At 44.2% G+C, this 22,712-nt stretch carries 29 protein-coding genes; all 29 read left to right on the forward strand.

The features are described from left to right. The first annotated feature begins 4 nt into the window (after positions 1–4). The 29 genes from ACHWTJ_RS06305 (at position 5) to ACHWTJ_RS06445 (ending at position 22,707) form a co-directional block, all read left to right on the forward strand. On the forward strand, positions 5–439 hold the full coding sequence (locus ACHWTJ_RS06305) for a flagellar export protein FliJ (protein WP_294740853.1): 435 nt from the start codon (positions 5–7) through the stop codon (positions 437–439). After that, entirely contained in the window at positions 436–987 is a 552-nt protein-coding gene (locus ACHWTJ_RS06310) for a MotE family protein (protein WP_394679275.1), read from the forward strand. The genes ACHWTJ_RS06305 and ACHWTJ_RS06310 overlap by 4 nt, the downstream gene beginning before the upstream one ends. Before the next feature lie 10 nt (positions 988–997). Beyond that, positions 998–2,143: a flagellar hook-length control protein FliK gene (locus tag ACHWTJ_RS06315; RefSeq protein WP_394679276.1), complete on the forward strand. Its 1,146-nt coding sequence runs from the start codon at positions 998–1,000 to the stop codon at positions 2,141–2,143. Continuing rightward, positions 2,127–2,582, forward strand: coding sequence for a flagellar hook assembly protein FlgD (flgD, locus tag ACHWTJ_RS06320; protein ID WP_294740860.1), 456 nt, complete (start codon positions 2,127–2,129; stop codon positions 2,580–2,582). Before ACHWTJ_RS06315 ends, flgD begins: the two co-directional genes overlap by 17 nt. Further along, entirely contained in the window at positions 2,582–3,472 is an 891-nt protein-coding gene (flgG, locus tag ACHWTJ_RS06325) for a flagellar basal body rod protein FlgG (protein ID WP_294740861.1), read from the forward strand. The genes flgD and flgG overlap by 1 nt, the downstream gene beginning before the upstream one ends. Beyond that, positions 3,469–3,708: a flagellar FlbD family protein gene (locus ACHWTJ_RS06330; protein ID WP_294740863.1), complete on the forward strand. Its 240-nt coding sequence runs from the start codon at positions 3,469–3,471 to the stop codon at positions 3,706–3,708. The genes flgG and ACHWTJ_RS06330 overlap by 4 nt, the downstream gene beginning before the upstream one ends. Further along, positions 3,680–4,132, forward strand: a complete 453-nt coding sequence (locus ACHWTJ_RS06335; RefSeq protein WP_294740864.1) for a flagellar basal body-associated FliL family protein — start codon at positions 3,680–3,682, stop codon at positions 4,130–4,132. The genes ACHWTJ_RS06330 and ACHWTJ_RS06335 overlap by 29 nt, the downstream gene beginning before the upstream one ends. Positions 4,133–4,141: 9 nt before the next feature. Next, positions 4,142–5,125: a flagellar motor switch protein FliM gene (gene fliM / locus ACHWTJ_RS06340; RefSeq protein ID WP_023468710.1), complete on the forward strand. Its 984-nt coding sequence runs from the start codon at positions 4,142–4,144 to the stop codon at positions 5,123–5,125. Position 5,126: 1 nt separating this feature from the next. Beyond that, on the forward strand, positions 5,127–6,248 hold the full coding sequence (gene fliY / locus ACHWTJ_RS06345; protein ID WP_294740868.1) for a flagellar motor switch phosphatase FliY: 1,122 nt from the start codon (positions 5,127–5,129) through the stop codon (positions 6,246–6,248). A 14-nt stretch (positions 6,249–6,262) separates the two neighbouring features. Continuing rightward, positions 6,263–6,628, forward strand: coding sequence for a response regulator (locus tag ACHWTJ_RS06350; protein WP_023468708.1), 366 nt, complete (start codon positions 6,263–6,265; stop codon positions 6,626–6,628). Continuing rightward, the gene (locus ACHWTJ_RS06355; protein ID WP_294740870.1) at positions 6,625–7,113 is read left to right on the forward strand and encodes a flagellar biosynthetic protein FliO; all 489 of its coding nucleotides are present in this window, start codon (positions 6,625–6,627) and stop codon (positions 7,111–7,113) included. Before ACHWTJ_RS06350 ends, ACHWTJ_RS06355 begins: the two co-directional genes overlap by 4 nt. Then, on the forward strand, positions 7,110–7,778 hold the full coding sequence (fliP, locus tag ACHWTJ_RS06360; RefSeq protein ID WP_053453782.1) for a flagellar type III secretion system pore protein FliP: 669 nt from the start codon (positions 7,110–7,112) through the stop codon (positions 7,776–7,778). Before ACHWTJ_RS06355 ends, fliP begins: the two co-directional genes overlap by 4 nt. 10 nt (positions 7,779–7,788) lie before the next feature. Further along, positions 7,789–8,061: a flagellar biosynthesis protein FliQ gene (fliQ, locus tag ACHWTJ_RS06365; protein ID WP_294740873.1), complete on the forward strand. Its 273-nt coding sequence runs from the start codon at positions 7,789–7,791 to the stop codon at positions 8,059–8,061. Then, positions 8,058–8,825, forward strand: coding sequence for a flagellar biosynthetic protein FliR (fliR, locus tag ACHWTJ_RS06370; RefSeq protein ID WP_394679277.1), 768 nt, complete (start codon positions 8,058–8,060; stop codon positions 8,823–8,825). The genes fliQ and fliR overlap by 4 nt, the downstream gene beginning before the upstream one ends. A 4-nt stretch (positions 8,826–8,829) precedes the next feature. Continuing rightward, positions 8,830–9,921, forward strand: coding sequence for a flagellar biosynthesis protein FlhB (gene flhB, locus ACHWTJ_RS06375; RefSeq protein WP_294740876.1), 1,092 nt, complete (start codon positions 8,830–8,832; stop codon positions 9,919–9,921). Between the two features lie 14 nt (positions 9,922–9,935). Then, a complete protein-coding gene (gene flhA / locus ACHWTJ_RS06380; RefSeq protein ID WP_394679278.1) occupies positions 9,936–11,960 on the forward strand; it encodes a flagellar biosynthesis protein FlhA in 2,025 nt (674 codons plus the stop codon). Positions 11,961–11,963: 3 nt separating this feature from the next. After that, positions 11,964–13,022, forward strand: a complete 1,059-nt coding sequence (locus ACHWTJ_RS06385; protein ID WP_294749588.1) for a GTP-binding protein — start codon at positions 11,964–11,966, stop codon at positions 13,020–13,022. Then, positions 13,019–13,873: a MinD/ParA family protein gene (locus tag ACHWTJ_RS06390; protein WP_394679279.1), complete on the forward strand. Its 855-nt coding sequence runs from the start codon at positions 13,019–13,021 to the stop codon at positions 13,871–13,873. The genes ACHWTJ_RS06385 and ACHWTJ_RS06390 overlap by 4 nt, the downstream gene beginning before the upstream one ends. A gap of 26 nt (positions 13,874–13,899) precedes the next feature. Then, positions 13,900–15,894 (forward strand): chemotaxis protein CheA, encoded by a 1,995-nt coding sequence (locus ACHWTJ_RS06395; protein ID WP_294740884.1) that lies wholly within the window; start codon positions 13,900–13,902, stop codon positions 15,892–15,894. 11 nt (positions 15,895–15,905) lie between these two features. Continuing rightward, positions 15,906–16,334, forward strand: coding sequence for a chemotaxis protein CheW (locus ACHWTJ_RS06400; protein WP_294740886.1), 429 nt, complete (start codon positions 15,906–15,908; stop codon positions 16,332–16,334). Next, positions 16,327–16,935 carry a chemotaxis protein CheC gene (locus tag ACHWTJ_RS06405; protein ID WP_294740888.1) on the forward strand — a complete coding sequence of 203 codons (609 nt, stop codon included), beginning with the start codon at positions 16,327–16,329 and terminating at the stop codon, positions 16,933–16,935. Before ACHWTJ_RS06400 ends, ACHWTJ_RS06405 begins: the two co-directional genes overlap by 8 nt. Beyond that, a complete protein-coding gene (locus tag ACHWTJ_RS06410) occupies positions 16,928–17,410 on the forward strand; it encodes a chemotaxis protein CheD (RefSeq protein ID WP_294740890.1) in 483 nt (160 codons plus the stop codon). Before ACHWTJ_RS06405 ends, ACHWTJ_RS06410 begins: the two co-directional genes overlap by 8 nt. Before the next feature lie 13 nt (positions 17,411–17,423). After that, complete coding sequence (locus tag ACHWTJ_RS06415) at positions 17,424–18,197, forward strand: FliA/WhiG family RNA polymerase sigma factor (protein ID WP_053453774.1); 774 nt, start codon at positions 17,424–17,426, stop codon at positions 18,195–18,197. Positions 18,198–18,210: 13 nt separating this feature from the next. Further along, complete coding sequence (locus ACHWTJ_RS06420; RefSeq protein WP_394679280.1) at positions 18,211–18,669, forward strand: hypothetical protein; 459 nt, start codon at positions 18,211–18,213, stop codon at positions 18,667–18,669. 129 nt (positions 18,670–18,798) lie between these two features. Then, positions 18,799–19,533 carry a 30S ribosomal protein S2 gene (rpsB, locus tag ACHWTJ_RS06425; RefSeq protein WP_012370721.1) on the forward strand — a complete coding sequence of 245 codons (735 nt, stop codon included), beginning with the start codon at positions 18,799–18,801 and terminating at the stop codon, positions 19,531–19,533. Positions 19,534–19,615: 82 nt separating this feature from the next. After that, positions 19,616–20,497, forward strand: a complete 882-nt coding sequence (gene tsf / locus ACHWTJ_RS06430) for a translation elongation factor Ts (RefSeq protein ID WP_023468693.1) — start codon at positions 19,616–19,618, stop codon at positions 20,495–20,497. Positions 20,498–20,608: 111 nt separating this feature from the next. Then, positions 20,609–21,328, forward strand: a complete 720-nt coding sequence (gene pyrH / locus ACHWTJ_RS06435) for a UMP kinase (RefSeq protein ID WP_294740897.1) — start codon at positions 20,609–20,611, stop codon at positions 21,326–21,328. Position 21,329: 1 nt separating this feature from the next. After that, a complete protein-coding gene (frr, locus tag ACHWTJ_RS06440; RefSeq protein WP_058704863.1) occupies positions 21,330–21,887 on the forward strand; it encodes a ribosome recycling factor in 558 nt (185 codons plus the stop codon). A 79-nt stretch (positions 21,888–21,966) separates the two neighbouring features. After that, positions 21,967–22,707, forward strand: coding sequence for an isoprenyl transferase (locus ACHWTJ_RS06445; RefSeq protein ID WP_294745658.1), 741 nt, complete (start codon positions 21,967–21,969; stop codon positions 22,705–22,707). The last annotated feature ends 5 nt before the right edge of the window (positions 22,708–22,712 follow it).

Raw genomic sequence — 22,712 nt, forward strand, 5'->3', positions numbered from 1 at the left:
GGATATGCGGACAATATATGAACGGATCATTCCGCTCGCTGAAGCGGAAAAAGATCGGGTCTCAAAAGAAACGGCTGAAAAAAAGATGCGTTATGAAGAGGAAATGCAGAAGTTGTATCATCTGTTGATCCGGTACGAAACGTTTTTGAAAGAACAGGATCAAATCGGAAAGATTGAGTTAGTTGATTCACAATATCGTGAAAGAGCTAGGGATGTAGTGAAGCAACAAATTGAAAGACAGCAGTTGTTCGTGACGCAAGCTAAGAACGTCTATGAAAAAGCACAACTAGCCTTAAAAGAAGCCATGATTGAAGAAAAGAAATTCACGAAACTACAAGAAAATCATTTTATCGAAGCAAGACGTGAACTTGCGATAGTCGAACAAAATCAACTAGATGAGCTATCTCTTCTACACTTTAAAAGAGGTCAAATGATATGAGTGAACAAAAGACATCAAAGCAGTGGATATTACCATTGGTGATCATTCCGTTTATCATCATCTTACTGACGGCATATTTCGTTTTAAACTATGCGAACGGAAGACCGTTATTGTCTTTACCGTTTGATACGGAAAAGACAACAAAATCTACTGCTACCTCTAATGATCAAGAACTGATCAAACGTCTAAAAGTAGCAAATACTGAAATCAAGAAATTACGTAACGAAAAAGAAGAACAAAAACAGACGCTCCAAGTAAAGGAACAAGAAATTTCGAAATTGATTTCGGAACGAGATCAGTTGAAAAAGGCGTCTACACCCACTACATCAAGTACCTCAAATAACGAGAAAAAGAGTAAAAAGACACCTGTGTCTGATGTATATGCCGAAATGTCACCTAAAGAAGCGGCGTTAATCTTTAACGAACTTAGTCCTACTGAGGTGGTCTCGATCATCGAAAATATTGACGCGGAGCAGCAAGCGGCAATCATCGCCAAGATGGATGCTAAAAAAGCTGCAGCGTTAACTCAGCTTTTAGCTTCGGAATAGAGGTGAAAACGTGAATATTTCAGAGCTTCAAATCAATGCAGTACAAGGAACAGCGATAAGTATCGACGACACGAATAGCAGTAGCGGTACGACAGGGAAATTTGCGTCGCTATTGCAATATCTTACACAATCGACTGACATGACGTTAAAACAAGAAAACACGAATATGTCACCGATAGCGTCAGATCTCATCAACTCAGGTGAAACAACTGAACGTGAAGTGTTGCTTCAAAACATCGAGAAGCTGATGGAACATCCAGAAATGATTTTAGAAGTCCTGGAGCAACCTGAAGTGAGTAATCTTCCGATTCATTCGGTGAAACATCGAGAGATCGTACAAATTTTGAAAGCGATTCAAGAAGGGAATATCGAATCTGCTGTTCAGCTACTCGATCAATCGTCCATCACACCAGCTCAAATCAATACGTTGATAGGGCACGTATTACAGAAACAGAGTCAAAATCAGCAAGTGAAGCCAGAAGCAAATCCTGTGCAAAGTATTGGATCATCTCCGGCAGAAGAAAGCGTGGAGAATTTGATTTTACCCGTCAAAAATGAGCTGACTTCGTCAAAGGAGAAGCTGATGGAAACGAGTCAGAATAAAATGGCGAATGTCATTCAGAAACAAAATCAAGAACCTTCCTCGGTATTAGAACAAGATATTAAAGCGAATACAGCAGCACCGGCAGTAAGTGTAAACCGAATGAGTCATGCGTTCCTTTTCAATAACGTGAATCGTGCAGTTCCATTTTTACCGGTCGATGAGCAAATCATCAATCGAATCGAGGCAGCATTAAAACAAGCGCCTTTTATCAATGGTAAAGATGGTTCTTCAAAAATTTCCATTCGATTGTATCCGGAACAACTGGGAGAGCTGGTCGTTCAAGTTGATCGAAAAGGAAATGAACTTACGGTCAAGCTATTCATGGCAAATGAACAGACGAAACAACTGATCGAACAACAACTCGGAAAACTACATACGACATTACACCAACAGAGTCCGATTGTGAAAATCGAAACAGGGGTCATCGCCAATGCCGCAAAAGAATTCGATCAAGGATTCTCTTCAGAACGAGGCGAACATGAAAAACAAGAATCTTCTTCACATCAACAAGAAGAAGAGCGAGAGGAGGAAGAAGATGACGGAAGGGATTAAAAACGATGGCTCTTCATTTCAGTTACCTGATAAAAAGCAAACCGTGTCCAACAACTCGATGGATAAAGATATGTTCATGAAGATTTTAATCGCCCAGTTGTCGAACCAAGATCCAACAGCTCCGATGGAAGATAAAGAGTTCATTGCTCAAATGGCTCAGTTTTCTTCATTAGAACAGATGCAATCGATTGGAAAAGGGATGGAAACGATGATCCTAAATCAGCATGCGGGTGCGTTGATGACGTACAGTAACCTGATTGGAAAAGATGTCAGTTATACACCGTCTTCTAACGCTGAGGGGGAAACCTCTTCGACGGAAGAGTCAGCCACTGTACTAAGTGTCAAACGAGATGGTGTGGATGTCATTGCTGAATTGTCGAACGGTAAACGAGTCAGTGTGTATGACCTGACGCAAATTAAATCTAAGGAGGAAAAATAATGTTACGTTCAATGTATTCAGGAATCAGTGGGTTGAAAAACTTCCAAACGAAATTGGATGTCGTCGGTAACAACATCGCAAACGTCAATACATTCGGTTACAAAAAAGGGCGTGTTACGTTCAAAGATTTAGTTAACCAATCTGTCGGATCTGCTTCAGGTGCGGGTGGCGGCGTCGGCGGAACGAACCCAAAACAAGTCGGTCTTGGGGCATCGATGTCAACAGTCGATAACGTCTATAACCAAGGGGCGCTTCAAAATACTGGTCGGACGCTTGATATCGGGATTTCAGGAGAAGGGTTCTTCCAAGTCATGACGGCAGATGGCGTCAGATATACCCGATCAGGAAACTTTTATACAGATGTTCAAGGAAATATTGTTACAGGAGACGGGAACTATCTAATTGGATTATCTGATCCTCTTCCAAATCCAACGCCAACTACGGTCACAGGTACATTACCTACAAATACTTACGATAATCAAGGGAAAATAACTGCTAAAGCACCGGCGGGGTACGTTAAGTTACAAATTCCAACTGGGGCGCAGAACCTTTCCATTGGTAAAGACGGTTTGGTAACGTTTGTAGACGCTACAGGTGGATTGCAACGAGTAGGTTATGTTTCGATGGCAAACTTCGCGAACCCGGGTGGTCTTGAAAAGTCTGGTGTTAACCTATTTTCGGCTTCGCAAAACTCAGGTGGAGCTGCATTAGGATCACCAAGTACGAATGGTCTCGGTCAATTGACATCTGGAACACTCGAGATGTCAAACGTCGATTTGTCAGAAGAGTTTACGGAAATGATCATTGCACAGCGTGGTTTCCAGGCAAACACAAGAATTATTACAACGAGTGACCAAGTGTTAGAAGAACTCGTCAATCTGAAACGATGATTCAGTTAACGACGTTACGTAAAACACCTCTAGTCATTAATGCCAGCTTGATTGAATCCATTCGTTCGACTCCTGATACGACCATCCATCTTATTGGAGGTCAAACCTATGTCGTGAAAGAATCGATGGAGGAAGTAATGGAGGCGGCAATTCAATTTTATCGTCAAATCGGATTAACCGGTTTGACGAATGTAAGGAGGATCGATGATGGCGGAAGAAGAGAAAAAGAAAAGTAAGCTTAAATTACCATTAATCATGATCGTCGTTGCTCTGATGATGGTGGGAGCTGGATACATGGTCTCGAAATACCTCCTTTCTCCAGATGAAACAAAGGCGAAAGTTGAACAACCGACTGGAGAAGAACTCGATGCGCGCAGTCTACAGACGGATGACTTGACGACGAATATCTCAGACGAACGCTTCTTAAATGTACAGTTTACGATTGTGACAGATGATCAAAAGACACGGGATGACCTAGAGCTACGTAAATTCCAAATCAACAATATCATTCTTGGAGATTTATCTACCATGAAAAAATCGGATTTAGATTCAAAAGCCGATATGGAAAAGCTGGAGGAGAAGTTACGAGTCCAGTTCAAAAAACTCATCCAAGAGGGTGACGTCCAACGTGTCTACACTACGAAGAAAATCATCCAGTGAGGTGGCAGCATGAGCGAAGTATTATCACAACACGAAATTGACGCCTTGCTATCAGCTATTTCAAGTGGAGATATGGAAGTTGAGGAAATCAGGAGTCAAGAAGAAGAACGGCGTGTCAAAGTATATGATTTTAAACGCGCTCTTCGTTTCTCAAAAGATCAATTACGTAATTTAACGCGCATTCATGAGCAATTCGCTCGGGTGTTAACGACTCACTTTTCAGCTCAGTTAAGAACATATGTCCAGTTTACGGTGAATACGGTGGAACAGCTGCCGTATGACGAATTTATTCATTCTATTCCCAATATGACATTAATTAATTTGGTCAACCTTCAACCGTTAGATGGGAAAGTGATTTTCGAAGTAAATCCGAATATCGCGTATGCAATGCTAGACCGTCTTTTAGGTGGTCCGGGAGAAGGAATGAACAAAATTGAAAACTTAACCGAAATTGAAACACGTATTTTGACACAACTGTTTAAACGAGCATTCGTGCAATATGGAGCGGCTTGGGAATCCATTACAGAATTAGAAGCCGAATACGATGATCTTGAGATCAATCCACAATTTCTTCAGCTCGTCTCTCCAAACGAAACGGTCATTCTTGTGTCCATTTATGTAACTGTCGGTGAAGTGAGCGGTACATTAAATGTGTGTTTACCTTTTGTCACACTGGAGCCGATTCTACCTAAACTATCCAGTCATTTTTGGATGCAGCAAGATAAGCGTAAATCCATCAATGATCAAGCGTCTGAACACATGCAGACTCAATTGATGAGTTCTGTCGTCGATTTGAAAGCAGTGCTTGGCCAGACGGATCTGTCGTTTGGTGAGTTGTTACACCTCGAAGTAGGCGACTGTTTATCCCTGAAGACACGTACATCGGATCCGGTTGAACTGTTCGTCGATGATCGTAAAATGTTCAAGGCGCGACCAGGTCTAAACGGGAAGCATCTCGCTTTACAAGTCATACAACGAATTGAGGAGGAATAACATGAGCGACATGCTTTCGCAAGATGAAATCGATGCTTTATTACGAGGTGCACCATCTGCTTCAGATGATACAAATGATGTGCCAGCAAATGAAGAAGTTTTAGACGAGATGGAGATCGATGCACTCGGAGAAGTTGGTAATATTTCGTTAGGAAATTCAGCAACCGCTTTATCCGCATTGTTGAATCAAAAGGTAGAGATCACGACGCCACACGTCCGGATGATTACGATGGACGAGTTAAGAAGCCGATATCCTATCCCACATGTTGCGTTACGTGTTGGCTATACGGAAGGGTTCAAAGGTGAAAATGTTCTCATTCTAACGCAACGAGATGCATCCATTATCGCAAATTTGATGATGGGCGGAGACGGTGTCATCGATGAGACAGCAGAAATGGAGCCGATTGCGCTCTCAGCGGTGCAAGAAGCCATGAACCAAATGATGGGGGCAGCAGCTACGTCGATGTCAACCGTATTTTCAATGCGAATCGATATCTCTCCACCTGCTGTAGAAATCTTTGATTTTTCGCAGGAAAAGAGTATCGTAGATAGTTTTTCGCTTTGGGATAGCATGGTCATCATTGAGTTCGATTTGAAAATCGGAACATTAATCGATTCAAAAATCGTTCAACTGGCACCACTCGAATTTTCGAAACAGCTCATCCAAAAGTTGTTCTTAGCCAGTACGGAAGTATCAAATGAATCAGCATCCGTTCCACCGACTACCCATACGCACCATGAACCAGTAGTCGAAGCTTCTCCGCCACCGGTTCAGCCAACTCCGGTACAGGAGCAGGTAAAAGAGAGTATTGCCGTCAGTCCCGTTCAATTCGGTCAACTGAGTGATGCACAAGTAGATGGAGCGCCAGGTAATATCGGAATGTTGTATGACGTACCTTTAAATGTCACGGTGGAATTAGGACGTACTCGACGTTCAGTTCGAGACATCTTAGAGCTGACACAAGGTTCGATCATCGAGCTAGACAAATTAGCGGGTGAACCGGTAGATGTATTCGTGAATAATACATTGATTGCTACTGGTGAAGTCGTCGTCATCGAAGAAAACTTCGGTGTACGTATCACAGAAATCGTAAATACAAAAGAACGTCTTCGGATGTTCTAAGGAGGAACTATAAGATGAGTGCAAAAGTATTAATCGTAGATGACGCTGCTTTCATGCGAATGATGATCAAGGAAATTTTATCGAAAAACGGCTATGATGTCGTTGGCGAAGCGGAGAATGGCTTAGAAGCTGTCTCGAAGTATAAGGAATTAACACCAGATCTCGTTACATTGGATATCACGATGCCAGAAATGGATGGGATCTCTGCTCTGAAAGAAATCAAAGCAATCAACCCTGCTGCTAAAGTCATCATGTGCTCAGCAATGGGGCAACAATCGATGGTTATTGATGCCATTCAAGCCGGCGCAAAAGATTTCATCGTCAAACCGTTCCAAGCAGACCGTGTACTTGAAGCGGTTTCGAAAACTGTCTCGTCATGAAAAAAGTGACTTTGCTGATTTGTCTGCTGTTTCTGCTTACGCTTCCAGTAAAGGCAGAAACGGTCGAAGAAAAATTGAATCCAACTCAGAATGATGCACCGACGACTCAGCAAGTCGATGAGAGTCCTTCCATGGCGTTGACCATCTTTAAAGGAGTCGTCGTTCTCGTCGTCTTGATTGGCGGGTTCATCTTTGTGACTCGATTCATTCATGAACGGACAAGAGGAGTCAGACATTCTGGAAGATTGACGCACTTAGGTGGTGTTCCGCTTGGGAAGGATCGGTCTGTTCAGTTAGTCAAGATACAAGATAAGATTTACGTCGTTGGTGTCGGAGAAAACGTCCAATTATTAGATAAATTGGATGATCTGGAAGGGTACGAGCCGATGGATCTTGAAACGTCATCGAAACAAACCCCTTCACCGTTTCTAGAGACGTTCAAGCATCAACTCGAACAGTTACAGAAGAATCGAGGTCGCTCATGAATACGATTGAGAATCTGATATCACTTGATACTCCTTCAGGAACAGCGACATCGATTAAGCTACTTGTGTTGCTAACACTGTTATCACTTGCACCATCACTGCTCATCTTGATGACCTGCTTTACCCGTGTCGTCGTCGTATTATCTTTCGTACGTTCGGCTCTTGGAACTCAACAGACGCCCCCGAACCAGTTACTCGTGGGTTTGGCCTTATTCATTACGTTATTCGTCATGTCGCCTGTCCTTTCAGAATTGAATACGACAGCATTGAAGCCGTACATGGCAGATAAAATCAGTCAAGATGAGGCTTTTGATAATGCGGGAGATACAATGAAGCGCTTCATGTCGAAACATACGCGAACGAATGATTTAGAGTTGTTTCTGAAATATGGTAATTACGAAAAACCGAAAAAAATTGAAGATATTCCACTCGTCGCGCTCGTCCCAGCTTATGCGATCAGTGAATTGAAAACGGCTTTTCAAATCGGATTTATGATCTTCATACCGTTTCTAGTCATTGATATGGTTGTCTCAAGTGTCCTGATGTCGATGGGGATGATGATGTTACCACCTGTCATGATTGCCTTACCCTTTAAACTGTTGTTGTTTATTTTAGTGGATGGCTGGCATCTGATCGTCGAATCACTGCTTGTCAGCATGCGTTAGGGGGATCCGAATGACTCAAGAAATGATCATACAGCTTGCAAGTTCTGCCGTCTGGACATTACTCAAAGTATCGGCTCCCTTGCTACTTGTCTCGCTCGTCGTCGGTTTGCTCGTCAGTATCTTGCAGGCGACGACGCAAATTCAAGAGCAGACGTTATCGTTTGTTCCGAAAATCGTTGCCGTGTTTTTAGCACTCGTTTTTTTTGGACCATGGATCATGCAGGAGTTACAAACTTTTACGATTGAATTGTTTAAACAGATTGCTGAGGTTTCCCGCAAATGACGTTACTTTCGTTTCTGAGCGTCTTTTTACTTGTCTTTGGACGGATCGTCGGTTTTTTGGTATCGGCTCCTTTATTTTCATCTCGGCAATTACCAGCTCAGCATAAGTTAGCTTTAGCGGCAGGACTCTCGTATTTTGCTAGTTATGCTGTCAAAACGGATGTTCGGGTGGAAGACTTCGATTTTTTCTTTCGCATGGGAACAGAAGTCTTAGTCGGTCTAGCTCTCGGTTTACTGGCAAGCTTTTTGCTCTATGCACCACAAATTGCTGGTTCCATCATTGATTTACAGATGGGTTTAGCGATGGCTTCTGCATATGATCCGATGTTCGGTGGGCAGTCACCCATCGTCGGACGATTTTATTACATGATGACTTTGCTTGTGTTACTTGCATCTGATATGCATCTCATCTTGCTCGATGGTATTTATACCAGTTTTCAAATCTTTCCTCCGGGGAGTTTGATTTCGGTCTCAGGAGATGCAGGCATGAGTTTAGTCATTCGTGTGGTGGGGCTTGCGATGCTTACAGCATTACAAATGGCGATGCCATTAGTCGTTTCCTTATTTTTAGTGGATCTTGCATTGGGATTTCTAGCAAAGACAGCACCACAATTCAATATTTTTGCAATTGGTTTTTCTGTCAAATTACTGATGGGATATGCGATTTTGTTTTTATTGGCAGGTGCGACAATTACCGGAATCGGACGATTCGTTCCGTTACTACAAGATGTACTTGCCGATGCGATTCGATTACTAGGAGGTTGAGGACATGCATACATATCGACTACGCCTCGACCTTCAGTATTTCGCAGGTGAAAAGACGGAAAAGGCGACACCACGAAAACGTGATGATTCACGAAAAAAAGGACAAGTCGCTAAGTCAGCAGATTTGACAAGTAGTTTCATGCTATTCGCCATGTTTCTTGTCTTATATTTTTTCGGTCCGTTTTTAGGCAAACGGTTCGTGCTCGTTCTGCAAGATGGACTTAGCGCCAAACAAGTGTTGCAAGCCGTCGAACAAGGACGCGTCGAACAGATACTAATCGAGATGTTAATTCAAATGGGTATTCTCGTCGCACCGTTCTTTTTAACGGCAATTATTATCGGTATTTTAGGTAACTTTGTTCAAATCGGTGTGCTTTTGAGTGGCGAGGCGATTCAACCGAAACTGGACCGGATTAATCCGCTTCAAGGCGTCAAACGGATTGTGAGCGTCAAAGCACTCGTCGAATTTTTAAAATCTGTCTTTAAACTACTTGTCATCGGTGTGACGAGTGGAACGGTCTTGTGGAATAACAAGGTTGAAATTTCGCGGTTAACTTCTGAACCGATTGGCGATGCGTTAGCCATCATTGGTCATTTAACATTTTTACTCGGTTTGTCGGTCAGTATCGCCTTGATTGCGTTAGCCATTCTTGACTTCGCTTATCAAAAGTTTGATTTTGAAAAGTCGATCCGAATGAGTAAACAGGATTTAAAGGATGAGCATAAGAACACGGAAGGTGACCCTCAAATCAAAGGTAAGATTAAACAACAACAACGGGAGATGGCGATGCGTCGGATGATGCAAGAAATACCGAATGCCGATGTCGTCATCACGAACCCGACCCATTATGCGGTAGCGATTCAATACGATGACGGAAAACATATGGCACCGATCGTCGTTGCCAAGGGCGTAGATGCTGTCGCGTTCCGGATTCGGGAGAAGGCGACAGCAGCTGACGTCCCGATTGTTGAAAATCGTCCGCTCGCGCGGGCGTTGTTCGCTCAATCAGAGATTGGTATGGCAGTGGATGAAACGTTCTATCAGGCGCTCGCTGAAACACTCGCCTTTGTCTATCAACTGAAACAAGCAAAATGAAAGGATGAAGCATCATGAGTATATCAACACGAGATTTAACGGTTCTGTTAGGCGTCATCATGATCGTCTTCATGCTCGTCATTCCACTGCCCGCTATCATGCTCGATTTTTTAATCATCATTAATATTTTAATTGCTTTGATGGTATTACTCGTTGCGATGAATGCCAAAGAGGCACTTGAGTTTTCTGTCTTTCCAACGCTGTTGCTGATCGTCACGCTGTTTCGTCTTGCGCTTAACGTCTCGACGACACGGGCGATCCTGTCAAACGGAAACGGTGGCGAAGTCATCGAGGCTTTCGGTAGTTTTGTGGTTGGCGGAAATGCGCTCGTCGGCTTCGTCGTCTTCTTGATTCTCGTCTTGATTCAGTTTCTTGTCATCACGAAGGGTTCAGAACGAGTCTCGGAAGTCTCGGCACGTTTTACGCTCGATGCAATGCCAGGGAAACAGATGGCAATCGACGCCGACTTGAACTCCGGCATGATTGACGAACAACAAGCCCGGACTCGTCGCCAAAAAATTCAGTCAGAAGCAGACTTTTACGGTGCGATGGACGGTGCGTCGAAGTTCGTTAAGGGAGATGCGATCGCCGGTATTATCATCGTCATCATCAACTTGATATTCGGAATGATCATCGGTGTCGTCCAGCAAGGCTTACCGATGATGGATTCCGTAAATCTATATACATTATTGACAGTTGGGGACGGTCTTGTCAGCCAGATTCCAGCCCTTTTGATTTCGGTTGCGACCGGTATCATCGTCACACGCTCGACATCCGACGGAAACCTTGGTGAGGATGTCATCGGTCAATTGGCACGGACACCGTTACTCGTCGGAATCGCAGCTGGGGCGATCTTCTTACTCGGGCTATTCACAGCGATTCCCGATTACGTCACGATGCCGATTGCAGCACTGTTCGGTTTCTTCGCTTGGCGAATGAAGCAGACGACGAAAACGATGCAAGAAGAAGTCGCCGTCGAAGAAGCACCAAGTGAAAACTTGCGATCAAGCGAATCGGTCATTTCCTTACTGAACGTCGATACGATTGAATTCGAATTTGGTTATGGATTGATTCCACTCGCTGATGAAGCACAAGGCGGTGATTTACTTGATCGTGTCGTCATGATTCGTCGGCAACTGGCGCTTGAACTTGGGTTCGTACTTCCGACCGTTCGGATTCGCGATCATCTGCAGTTATCACCGAATCAGTACCGGATTAAGATTCGCGGAAGTGAAATGGCGACTGGTGAACTATTACTGGATCATTATTTAGCGATGAGTCCCGGGGTTGACGATCCAGAAATCCGCGGTATCGAAACCGTTGAACCGGCTTTCGGTATGCCGGCGCTCTGGATTGATGAACAGACACGGAGCCGAGCAGAAATGTCAGGCTATACGGTCGTTGATCCACCATCTGTCGTCGCAACACATTTAACGGAGCTCTTGAAGAAACATGCCGCTGAGTTACTCGGTCGAGAAGAAACGAAGCAACTAGTTGATCACTTGAAGGAGTCTCATCCAATTTTAGTGGAAGAAGTGACACCACAACTTCTATCGATTGGAGATCTACAAAAAATATTCGTACAACTGCTTAAAGAAAAGATTTCGATTCGCAATTTACCATTGATCTTTGAAACACTTGCGGATTATGCCGCAGTCACGAAAGATAGTGAATTACTCGCTGAATATGTTCGCCAATCCTTGTCGCGTCAAATTACGGAACAAGTAATGCAAGGGGAAGTATTACATGTCGTGACAGTATCAAGTGAGATGGAACTTGACATACAATCGGCGATTCAGAAAACAGAGTTCGGAAACTACTTAGCCCTTGATCCCGAAAAAGCAAGTCGTTTCATCGAAGCATTACAAGAGCGAACGATGGAGTTTGAACGTTATGGTGCTCATCCAATCATTCTGACTTCTCCGAGCATTCGGATGTTCGTCCGTCAATTGACAGAACGCTACTTCCCGGATATACCAATTTTGTCATATAACGAATTGATGCCGACGATCGAAGTGAAGAGCATTGGGGTGATATAAGCAATGATAGTGAAAAAAGTCGTAGCGGATACAGTAGCTGAAGCGATGGAGCGGATTAAACAAGAGCTAGGTGAAGAAGCCATCATCTTGAACACGAGGCACATAAAGGTAGGAGGACTGTTCGGGATCTTTGCTAAACGAAAAGTAGAGCTCGTCGGTTCGATTGATGAATATCGAGAAGAGAAGACGGCTCAAGAAGTCGATTCTCCATTACCGGATAAGATACCACCTCATGTAAGTCAACCCGAAAAGCGCGCTTTTGTGGAACGTCCTACGATCATTACGATTGGTGAGAGACCGCTACCAAAAGAAATAAGTCATTATGCCGGACTACTTGCGGAGCCTGCATTGAATCAATTAGCAGAACATTTACATGAAAAACTCGTGTCATCCTATTATCAGACGCAACAATCTGACTTGAACGCTGTATTACGTGAAGAAGTTCGTTCGAAGATTCGAACGAAGACGACGAACGCAAAATACATCATGCTCACAGGTCCTACGGGAGTCGGTAAAACGACGACAATCGCAAAACTAGCGGCCTACTACACATTGACAGAGAAAAAACGAGTAGGTCTCATCACGACGGATACGTACCGAATATCAGCAATTGAACAGTTAAAGACGTATGCGGATATTCTGTCTATCCCGATTCATGTCGCATACGATCTAGACGACTTCGAGCAAGCGAAAACAGCATTGCAATCATGCGATATCGTTCTAATCGATACAGCGGGCAGAAACTTCCTCGATGTTGGATATGTTGAGCAATTGAAAAGTCGTCATGATTTTAAAGAGACCGAGGTGTTGCTTGTACTAAGCTTGACGGCGAAATATCAAGACCTCATTCGGATGTATGATCGTTTTCAAACCGTCCCTGTATCTGGTGTTATTTTTTCCAAAGCAGATGAGACAAGTGAATTATGGTCGATCGTGGGTCTTGCGGAGGAAAGTGAACTGCCGATCTATTGTATAACTACTGGTCAAGAGGTGCCCGAAGATATTATGTTTGCTTCCGCAGAAGAGATATCTGAGATGGTCGTTAAGAGAGGAATGGGATGATGCAAGAAGATCAAGCACGTGTCCTACGCTCTAAATTATCTGTAAATGAGACCAAGACGATAGCGATCGTCAGTGGTAAAGGTGGCGTTGGTAAAACGAATGTTGCTGTCAACTTAGGCGTTGCGTTATCTCTTCAAAATAAGAAGGTACTTCTCATCGATTTAGATATCGGTATGGCGAACATCGGAATTTTACTAGGGAAATCTTCAAAGTTATCCCTCATGGAATGTGTGAAGAAAAGGGAATCATTGCAGCAATCCATCGTGGAGTATTCCTCTACGTTACACTTCATCCATGGAGGAAGTGGGTTTGCGGAATTAACCAATCTTACGGCAGAGGATACGACCTTCTTACTACGAGAGTTTCGCTTCTTCTATGACTATGATTACGTCTTGCTGGATTTAGGGGCGGGTGCGAACCATCAAACGTTTGACTTCATTAGCAGTGCAGATGAAGCGTGGTTGATTGTCACACCAGAACCTACTTCCATCATGGATGGGTATGCATTTGTGAAGTTAGCCCATCATCATGCAAAAGAATTGCCAATCTCTGTAATCGTCAATCGAGCGTCTCATGGTGAAGAAGCGCTTGAAACGTTCGATCGTCTTGAGTTGGTTAGTTCTCAATTCTTAAAAAAGTCATTACGTTTCATCGGTTTTTTACCTGAAGATCAGACAGTCGTAAAGGCGGTCAAAGCCCAAATGCCATTTTATATCATGGACCGAAAGAGTAACGTCAGTTGGCGAATGGACCACATCACGACTTCACTGACAGGTGTTCGCGTAAAAGAACGAAGATTTTTAGATCGATTATTCGGTCGACTAAAGCATGGGAAAGATCATGTCCATTAAGTTGGAGATAAAGGAGGAAATCATTCATGGACTTAAATGAATATGTAGGATTGTTCCTTGATGAATCAATGGAGCATCTTCAAGCAATCAATACAAGCTTATTGGATTTCGAACAACGGATGGACGATGAAGCCGTCATTGATCAAATTTTTCGTTCGGCGCACACACTTAAAGGAATGGCGGGAACGATGGGGTATGATGCCATTGCTGATCTTACGCATGAAATGGAGAGCGCCCTTGATTTAGTTCGTTCTAAAAAGCAACCAGCGACTGCAGAGTTGATTGATGTATTATTCGTTGCAGCTGAACAACTCGAGACGATGGTCGAAGATATTAGCAGAGGCGGAAAAGGAAAGCTAGATGTAGCAGAAACGGTCAATCGCTTGAAGCGTTTCATCCAGCCGAACGATGTACAAACTGCGACAGTCGTTCCTGAGGTGGCGCAACAGAACTTTGAATGTGATGTGTATTCGAAAGCGGTCGTCCAACAATCGATTGCGGCAGGATATCAGGCATATGTCTTATCCATCGAGCTTTCAGCGGATGTGATCTTAAAGGCGGCTCGTGTCTACATGGTCTTTGATCGTCTTCAATCGCTTGGGGATGTAATTTTATCGAATCCAACTTCTGATGACTTAGAACAAGAGCATTTTGATACTTCTTTTGAAATTTTATTCGTCACACAAAGTGAGCAAAAAACGATCCAGGAAGCCGTTGAAACTGTATCGGAAGTCGCAAATGTAACAATCGTTCCATTCGAGACCATGCCCGAAGCGGAAGTCGCCATCTCCACGTTACAACCAGAACCAGCAACTGTAGATGTTCCGAAAACAGAAACATCCGTGAATGAAACGCTAGACACAACTGCACCCGTCGCATCCAAGACGATTCGCGTTAATTTAGAACGAATCGATCGCTTGATGAACTTATTCGAAGAATTCATCATAGACCGTGGACGGTTGGAACGGATTGCAGCTGAAGTAAGTTCTCCAGAATTGACGGATACGGTCGAACGGATTAAACGCGGTACGAATGAATTGCAGTCTCTCGTACTCACGTTACGTATGATGCCAATCGAACAAGTATTCAATCGATTCCCACGGATGGTACGTTCTGTATCAAAAGATGTCGGAAAGCACATCAAGTTACATATCACGGGTGCTGAGACAGAACTAGATCGAACTGTCATCGACGAAATCGGAGATCCGTTGGTTCACTTGATTCGTAACGCAATCGATCATGGAATTGAAAATAAGGCGGACCGGATTCTTGCCGGTAAACCTGTTGAAGGTAACCTGTCCTTACGTGCGTATCATTCGGGAAATCGTGTCTTCATTGAAATCGAAGATGATGGTGCTGGGATCAATCATGAACGTGTTACACGAATCGCGATTGAAAAAGGTTTGATCACAGAAGAAGAAGCGACGCAATTAACAATAGAAGAAGCATCGATGTTATTATTCGCCCCTGGTTTTTCGACGGCGGAAACCGTAACAGATTTATCTGGTCGCGGAGTCGGACTGGATGTCGTCAAATCCAAGATCGAGTCACTTGGCGGAGAAGTGTTCGTGGAAACACGACGTGGAGAAGGAACGATTTTTCGTATCAGCTTACCACTGACACTATCTATCATTTCAGCGATGCTAGTGGAACTTGGTACAGAAACGTATGCTATTCCGTTGACGGCGATCATCGAGACGACATCATTAAGAAGCTCTTCGATCCTACAGGCGCATCGTGAGAAAGTATTCGATTTCCGTGGACAATTGGTTCCATTGATTTCGTTAAATGAAGTCTATGGCTTGCCGCAACATGATGCGGATGCATACTCCGTTGTGGTGGTTCGAAGCGGTGAGAAACTAGCCGGTTTGGTCGTCTCGGAATTGATTGGACAACAAGAAATCGTCATGAAGCCGCTTGGTAGTTATCTTGAAGGAATTCGTGCGATTTCTGGAGCAACCATCCTCGGTGATGGACAGGTTGCATTGATCATTGACAGTAATGCTCTATTACGAAAGTGAGGGAATTGAAGATGGAACAAAAGTGGGTTGTTTTTCAATTAGAAGAGAATTCATATGGGATTGACGTACAATCTGTTCGTTCGATCGAACGCCTCATTCCCATCACACGGATTCCGAATGCCGCATCTTTCGTTAAAGGTGTGATTAACTTACGTGGGGTCGTCACACCTGTGATTGATCTTCGGGCACGCTTAGGATTTGAGATGATCGAAGAAACGGAAGAAACGCGGATCATCATTGCCACTCTCGAACACGGAGATGCGGGCTTCATCGTTGATCGAGCGAATGAAGTCGTAGAATCATCAGATGTCAGAATCGAGCCTTTAAGTGAACAAAAGCAAGAGGATGCATCGTATTTGACAGCAGTCGCCAAGGGTGAGCATCAGCTGTTTTCGTTAATCGAGCCGAACCGTTTGTTTGAGGACATCGTTCATGCTTAATGCTGACGAAAAAGATATTTTCAGAGAGATCGGAAATATCGGAGCAGGTCATGCAGCTACAGCATTATCGACACTCTTAGGAAAACCGATTGAAATCGAAGTTCCTTCGGCTGAGTTAGAGCCATTCTCGTCGATTATCGATCGGGTCGGAGGAGCGGAAGCGTATACGGCTGGAGCACTACTGCGTTTCTCAGGAGATATTCGAGCAACCTTACTCTTTTTAATGCCTCTGCACGACGCAGAGAAATTGATTGGCCAATTGATGAAGTCCGAGTTCCAATTTTTCTCTGATTTTCATGAAATGGGGGTTTCTGCCTGGGAGGAAATCGGGAATATACTAATCGGCGCATATGCACGTTCGATTTCAGATTGGTTGAACCTTTCCCTACAAGTCAGCGTACCTGCTTCTGCATTTGATATGGTCGGCGCCTTGCTTGAAGTGGCTCTTCTTGAATCTTCGACTCCAGGAAACATGGCATTATACATCGACACGCATCTTTCGAGTGCGGGGAATGAATTGACTGGTCATTTGCTTCTTTTACCAGAAGCTAATGCATTTCAGACCGTCTTTCAGCGATTGGGTGTGGATATTGATGGATGAACTCATACGAATTGGAATCGCGGAATATGCGATCAGTAAACATCCCGTCATTCTCCGCACCGCTGGTCTTGGCTCATGTGTCGGTGTCGTCATCTATGATCAGGAGCGAGGATTGTCCAGTATGGCACACGTGATGTTGCCAGACTCAGCGATTAGTCGAAATCGTGAAGCTGAAGTCGGTAAGTTTGCGGATACTGCTATTCTGGAGGTCGTAAAACGTTTACGAGCGCAAGGTGCGGTGAGATTACGCGCTAAAATTGCTGGTGGTGCACAAATGTTCCAATTCAAATATGAACATGAATCGATGCGAATTGGAGAACGAAACATTGCGTCCGTCAAAGACATGCTACAAAAGACAGGTATTCCACTTGTCGCAGAAGATGTCGGAGGTACAAATGGACGGACGATCGAGTTCCACTCAAAGTCAGGACGTCTCGTGATCCGGACAGTAAATGTCGGGACGTTGGAAATATAGAGGAGGAATGGTCATGCGTGAGGAATTACAACAACTTTGGGATCGATGGCTATCGACACGTGATATCACGGTAGCGGATGAGTTACTCTTGAATTACGAACCTCTCGTTCAATATCATGTTCAACGCCTGAGTGCTACATTACCTAAAAGTGTCGATCGGGATGAATTGAAAAGTTTAGGGATGATGGGATTGTACGACGCTCTTCAAAAATTCGATCAAAATCATAATAATAAATTCGACACGTATGCCGCCTTTCGGATTCGGGGAGCAATTTTAGACGGACTGCGAAAGATCGATTGGTTACCGCGTTCTTTACGAGAAAAAGCAAAACGGGTCGAGGCAGCTGTTGAGATACTAGAGCAATCACTTCAAAGAACACCGACAATTGAAGAGGTATCTTCGATTGTCGAGATGTCTACGGATGAAGTGAAAAGTGCGTTAGCCGAAAGTTATTTTGCGAACGTATTATCAATCGATGAAGCGGTCACCTTACAAGATGAAGGGAAAGCCATGACGGTGTCCTATTTAGATCCGGATACAGCAACGCCTGAGGACATGTTATTAATGCGTGAACTGATCGCTAAACTGGCAGAGGAAGTAAAAGAACTGTCTGAAAAAGAACAGTTGGTCGTATCGCTCTTCTACTATGAGGAATTAACATTGACCGAGATTGGTGAAATTCTGGAATTGTCGACTTCACGGATCTCTCAAATCCACTCTAAAGCTCTACGTAAATTAAAAAATGCATTGGGAAGTGCATACTTAGCAGATCGTGTCGCAATGTGAAAGGAAATTGATCATGACAGTCGTGTATATACTCCTCGCAGCGCTTATATGCTACGCGTTACTTCTACTGTTTCGTCAGCAAGCGGATTTAAAGGATCGTATCACGCGTTTAGAGCGTGAGAAGGATGAGACGGAACAAATATTGCTGCGTTTCATGGAACAGGTGAACGGTATGACGGAAAGCGATTCAAAATCCACTCTGGAACCTTCATTACAAGTAGATGCCCAAGGATTCGCTCCAAGTGAGCAAGTGTTGCATAGTAAGACTGATCCGGACACGGGACAACCTGAAGTGAAGAAAATCGTACACAAAGAACCGGTAGTTACGCAAGAACAAGAGATGACGGATGTCAAACAAGCATTACAAGAAGGTACAGATATAGAGACACTCGCTCGTTCCTTGAACCGAGGAACGGGTGAGGTCGCTTTAATCGCGAAACTTTCTCATCAAACGAAGGTTGCCCCTCGTTAATCTTTATGCTATATTAGTCTACGGTGTTAATTACGCACGCATGTATCGCCAGCTGTGGTGCCTTTAATAGGTTAGCTGGATAGACGATCATCGCGGAGGACATCCAAAACCCAAAAGGAGGAATTCATCATGGCAGTAATCTCGATGAAACAATTGTTAGAAGCTGGTGTACACTTCGGTCACCAAACACGCCGTTGGAACCCAAAAATGGCGAAATACATCTTCACAGAACGGAACGGAATCTACATCATCGACCTTCAAAAAACGGTCAAAAAAGTAGACGAAGCATACAACTTCATCCGTGAAGTAGCGTCTGAAGGCGGAAACGTTCTTTTCGTTGGTACGAAAAAACAAGCTCAAGACACTGTGAAAGAAGAAGCGATCCGTGCAGGTCAATACTTCATCAACGAACGTTGGTTGGGTGGAACTCTCACGAACTTCTCTACAATCAAAAAACGTATCAACCGTTTGAAACAACTCGAAAAAATGGAAGAGAACGGTACATTCGAAGTTCTTCCTAAAAAAGAAGTCATCATTCTTAAAAAAGAAATGACTCGTCTTGAGAAATTCCTCGGCGGTATCAAAGATATGCCAGGCGTTCCGGATGCACTCTTCATCGTTGACCCACGCAAAGAGCGTATCGCGATTGCAGAAGCACACAAACTCAACATCCCAATCGTTGCGATTGTTGATACTAACTGTGATCCAGACGAAATCGACTACGTCATCCCAGCGAACGACGATGCGATCCGTGCAGTCAAATTGCTCACTGGTAAAATGGCTGACGCAATCCTCGAAGTTAAACAAGGCGAAGATAACGTAGCACCTGAAACTACTGAAGAAGTAGTAGCAGACGCTGAGTAATTCGTGATGCCAGGTGATAAAGGGAATCGACCTTTTATCACCTTTTTTTTGAAACTAAGGATGTTATAAGGAGGAATATCGAATGGCTATTACAGCAGCAATGGTTAAAGAACTTCGTGAAAAAACAGGTGCAGGTATGCTCGACTGCAAAAAAGCACTCGTTGAAACTGACGGTGATATGAACGCAGCAGTAGATTTCTTGCGTGAAAAAGGGATCGCTAAAGCAGCGGCAAAAGGCGATCGTATCGCAGCTGAAGGATTAACTGCAGTTGCAGTTGACGGTAACAAAGCGGCACTCGTTGAAATCAACTCAGAAACAGACTTCGTTGCGAAAAACGAACGTTTCCAAACACTCGTTCAAAACATCGCAGATGCTGTTCTCCGTAACGGTTCTGAGACAGCAGAAGCTGCTCTTGCTTCTGAATACGAAGCAGGCAAAACAATCGACACATACATCTCAGAAGAAGCTTCAACAATCGGAGAGAAAATCTCACTCCGTCGCGTAGCGCTCTTCACAAAAGCAGATGATGCAGTATTCGGTTCTTACCTCCACATGGGTGGACGCATCGGTTCAGTCGTCGTTATCGAAGGTACGACAGACGAAACAGTTGCAAAAGACGTTGCAATGCACATCGCAGCAGCACGTCCACTTTACGTTGACCGTACTTCTGTCACAGAAGAAGAAAAAGCGCGTGAAGAAAAAGTCCTCACTGAGCAAGCATTGAACGAAGGAAAACCTGCTAACATCGTTGAAAAAATGATCGTTGGTCGTATGAACAAGTTCTTCGAGGAAATCTGCCTCGTCGATCAAACGTTCGTCAAGGATCCAGACTTCAAAGTTGGTAAATATGTAGAATCTAAAGGCGGTAAAGTCGTGTCATTCGTACGCTTCGAAGTTGGAGAAGGTATGGAAAAACGCGAAGAGAACTTCGCTGAAGAAGTTATGAACCAACTTAAAAAATAAGAATCGGGATCATCCTGATGACAAGAGAAGGAACACGTATGCTTCAATCCACTTTCGTGTGGAAGTGGTTCGTGTTCCTTTTTTACGGAATTTAGCAAGGGGGACATAGTCATGCAACCGAAATATAACCGGATTGTGTTAAAATTGAGCGGAGAAGCGCTCGCAGGAGATCAAGGGTTTGGGATTAATCCTGTCATCGTCAAATCTATCTCGAAACAGATTCGCGAATTGATTGAATTGAATGTTGAAGTAGCGGTCGTCGTCGGAGCTGGAAACATTTGGCGTGGTAAAACAGGTGCAGAACTTGGGATGGACCGGGCCAATGCCGATTATATGGGGATGTTAGCGACAGTCATGAACTCGCTTGCGCTTCAAGATAGCTTAGAAGATGTAGGTGTTGAGACACGCGTTCAAACATCGATTGAGATGCGTCAAGTGGCAGAACCGTACATTCGTCGCCGTGCAATGCGTCACTTAGAAAAAGGACGCGTCGTCATCTTTGCGGCAGGTACAGGAAACCCGTACTTCTCAACAGATACGACAGCTGCTCTTCGTGCAGCTGAAATTGAAGCGGAAGTCATCTTGATGGCGAAGAACAACGTTGATGGTGTCTACTCAGCGGACCCGAATGTTGATCCAGAAGCGAAGAAGTTCGAGACGCTTTCTTACTTGGATGTCTTAAAAGATGGTCTTCAAGTCATGGACTCTACAGCTACATCACTTTGTATGGACAATGACATCCCGCTCATCGTCTTCTCGTTGATGGAAGAAGGTAACATCAAACGTGTCGTCATCGGTGATGAAATCGGGACAATCGTAAGGGGGAACTAATATGTCAAAAGAAATCTTAAAACAAGCCGAAGAACGGATGGAAAAGGCACACCTCTCACTTAAAAAGGAACTTGCGACACTTCGCGCGGGTCGCGCGAACGTAGCGATTTTAGATCCCGTTCAAGTCGAGTACTACGGTGCACCGACACCGCTCAATCAAGTAGCAAACGTCAACACACCAGAAGCGCGTCTGATCTTGATTACTCCGTGGGATAAATCAATGGTCAGTGAAATTGAAAAAGCGATTCAGCGTGCAGATCTTGGTCTTGCACCATCATCTGATGGTACGGTCATTCGTCTTGCGATTCCGCCACTAACGGAGGAACGTCGGAAGGAACTCGTTAAACTCGTCAAGAAGTATACGGAAGAAGGGAAAGTTGCTCTCCGTAACATTCGTCGTGATACGAACGAGCAGTTAAAGAAACAAGAAAAAGATGGTGCATTGACAGAAGACGATCTGCGTGGATACACAGAAGATGTTCAAACGTTGACAGACAAGTTCGTCAAACAACTTGATCAGACGGCAACGGAAAAAGAACAAGAAATCATGGAAGTATGACGCATCGGATCGTCATGGGGGGGACTCTTTGTCACACGAAGAGTCCCTTTCTTCATAATTGAGAGAGGAGGAAGTGCGGATGTTTCAATGGTTGAATCAGACGAAAGAAACCGAAACCTATGATCGGGTACCTGAACACGTTGCCATCATCATGGACGGAAACGGACGATGGGCACAAAAACGCGGACTTCCGCGTATCATGGGTCATCGCGAAGGTATGAAATCAATTCGTGAAGTCGTTCGGGTGGCAAATGAACTTGGCATCAAAAGCCTGACACTGTATGCCTTCTCGACAGAGAATTGGACGCGTCCTGAGGAAGAAGTGAGCTTTCTCATGAAGTTACCGGCACAATTTTTAGAGTCGGATTTAAAAGAGTTAGACGCGCAAAATGTCAAAGTCGAGGTGGCGGGTGAAGTATCACGCCTCCCTCATTTCACGCGTGAGGCGGTCGAGCAAGCGAAACTGGATACGCAACACAATACAGGACTTCGTCTGATTTTCGCTCTGAATTATGGAGGACGCGATGAACTCGTTCAAGTCATGCAGAAACTGGGTGCCCAAATCCAAGCAGGATCATTGTCACCGGATGCGATTACACCGGAGACGATCGAACGAGAGTTGATGACAGGATCCGTAACCGATGTCGATTTCGTTATTCGAACGAGTGGGGAACAACGGTTATCCAACTTTTTACTTTGGCAAGCAGCATATGCGGAGTTTTATTTCACAGATGTCTTGTGGCCAGAATTTCGCCGGGATGCTTTCTTGGCGGCAATCGAAGATTATAATCAACGGACACGCCGATTCGGCGGCGTCTGATCAAA

Source organism: uncultured Exiguobacterium sp., from assembly GCF_964277885.1.
Classification (GTDB): Bacteria; Bacillota; Bacilli; order Exiguobacteriales; family Exiguobacteriaceae; genus Exiguobacterium_A.

Bases quoted from the DNA above. Each gene is read 5' to 3' on its own strand.
- ACHWTJ_RS06305 (WP_294740853.1), top strand. From the start codon at position 5: ATGCGGACAATATATGAACGGATCATTCCGCTCGCTGAAGCGGAAAAA.
- ACHWTJ_RS06310 (WP_394679275.1), top strand. From the start codon at position 436: ATGAGTGAACAAAAGACATCAAAGCAGTGGATATTACCATTGGTGATC.
- flgD (WP_294740860.1), top strand. From the start codon at position 2,127: ATGACGGAAGGGATTAAAAACGATGGCTCTTCATTTCAGTTACCTGAT.
- flgG (WP_294740861.1), top strand. From the start codon at position 2,582: ATGTTACGTTCAATGTATTCAGGAATCAGTGGGTTGAAAAACTTCCAA.
- ACHWTJ_RS06330 (WP_294740863.1), top strand. From the start codon at position 3,469: ATGATTCAGTTAACGACGTTACGTAAAACACCTCTAGTCATTAATGCC.
- ACHWTJ_RS06335 (WP_294740864.1), top strand. From the start codon at position 3,680: ATGGCGGAAGAAGAGAAAAAGAAAAGTAAGCTTAAATTACCATTAATC.
- fliM (WP_023468710.1), top strand. From the start codon at position 4,142: ATGAGCGAAGTATTATCACAACACGAAATTGACGCCTTGCTATCAGCT.
- fliY (WP_294740868.1), top strand. From the start codon at position 5,127: ATGAGCGACATGCTTTCGCAAGATGAAATCGATGCTTTATTACGAGGT.
- ACHWTJ_RS06350 (WP_023468708.1), top strand. From the start codon at position 6,263: ATGAGTGCAAAAGTATTAATCGTAGATGACGCTGCTTTCATGCGAATG.
- ACHWTJ_RS06355 (WP_294740870.1), top strand. From the start codon at position 6,625: ATGAAAAAAGTGACTTTGCTGATTTGTCTGCTGTTTCTGCTTACGCTT.
- fliP (WP_053453782.1), top strand. From the start codon at position 7,110: ATGAATACGATTGAGAATCTGATATCACTTGATACTCCTTCAGGAACA.
- fliQ (WP_294740873.1), top strand. From the start codon at position 7,789: ATGACTCAAGAAATGATCATACAGCTTGCAAGTTCTGCCGTCTGGACA.
- fliR (WP_394679277.1), top strand. From the start codon at position 8,058: ATGACGTTACTTTCGTTTCTGAGCGTCTTTTTACTTGTCTTTGGACGG.
- flhB (WP_294740876.1), top strand. From the start codon at position 8,830: ATGCATACATATCGACTACGCCTCGACCTTCAGTATTTCGCAGGTGAA.
- flhA (WP_394679278.1), top strand. From the start codon at position 9,936: ATGAGTATATCAACACGAGATTTAACGGTTCTGTTAGGCGTCATCATG.
- ACHWTJ_RS06385 (WP_294749588.1), top strand. From the start codon at position 11,964: ATGATAGTGAAAAAAGTCGTAGCGGATACAGTAGCTGAAGCGATGGAG.
- ACHWTJ_RS06390 (WP_394679279.1), top strand. From the start codon at position 13,019: ATGATGCAAGAAGATCAAGCACGTGTCCTACGCTCTAAATTATCTGTA.
- ACHWTJ_RS06395 (WP_294740884.1), top strand. From the start codon at position 13,900: ATGGACTTAAATGAATATGTAGGATTGTTCCTTGATGAATCAATGGAG.
- ACHWTJ_RS06400 (WP_294740886.1), top strand. From the start codon at position 15,906: ATGGAACAAAAGTGGGTTGTTTTTCAATTAGAAGAGAATTCATATGGG.
- ACHWTJ_RS06405 (WP_294740888.1), top strand. From the start codon at position 16,327: ATGCTTAATGCTGACGAAAAAGATATTTTCAGAGAGATCGGAAATATC.
- ACHWTJ_RS06410 (WP_294740890.1), top strand. From the start codon at position 16,928: ATGGATGAACTCATACGAATTGGAATCGCGGAATATGCGATCAGTAAA.
- ACHWTJ_RS06415 (WP_053453774.1), top strand. From the start codon at position 17,424: ATGCGTGAGGAATTACAACAACTTTGGGATCGATGGCTATCGACACGT.
- ACHWTJ_RS06420 (WP_394679280.1), top strand. From the start codon at position 18,211: ATGACAGTCGTGTATATACTCCTCGCAGCGCTTATATGCTACGCGTTA.
- rpsB (WP_012370721.1), top strand. From the start codon at position 18,799: ATGGCAGTAATCTCGATGAAACAATTGTTAGAAGCTGGTGTACACTTC.
- tsf (WP_023468693.1), top strand. From the start codon at position 19,616: ATGGCTATTACAGCAGCAATGGTTAAAGAACTTCGTGAAAAAACAGGT.
- pyrH (WP_294740897.1), top strand. From the start codon at position 20,609: ATGCAACCGAAATATAACCGGATTGTGTTAAAATTGAGCGGAGAAGCG.
- frr (WP_058704863.1), top strand. From the start codon at position 21,330: ATGTCAAAAGAAATCTTAAAACAAGCCGAAGAACGGATGGAAAAGGCA.
- ACHWTJ_RS06445 (WP_294745658.1), top strand. From the start codon at position 21,967: ATGTTTCAATGGTTGAATCAGACGAAAGAAACCGAAACCTATGATCGG.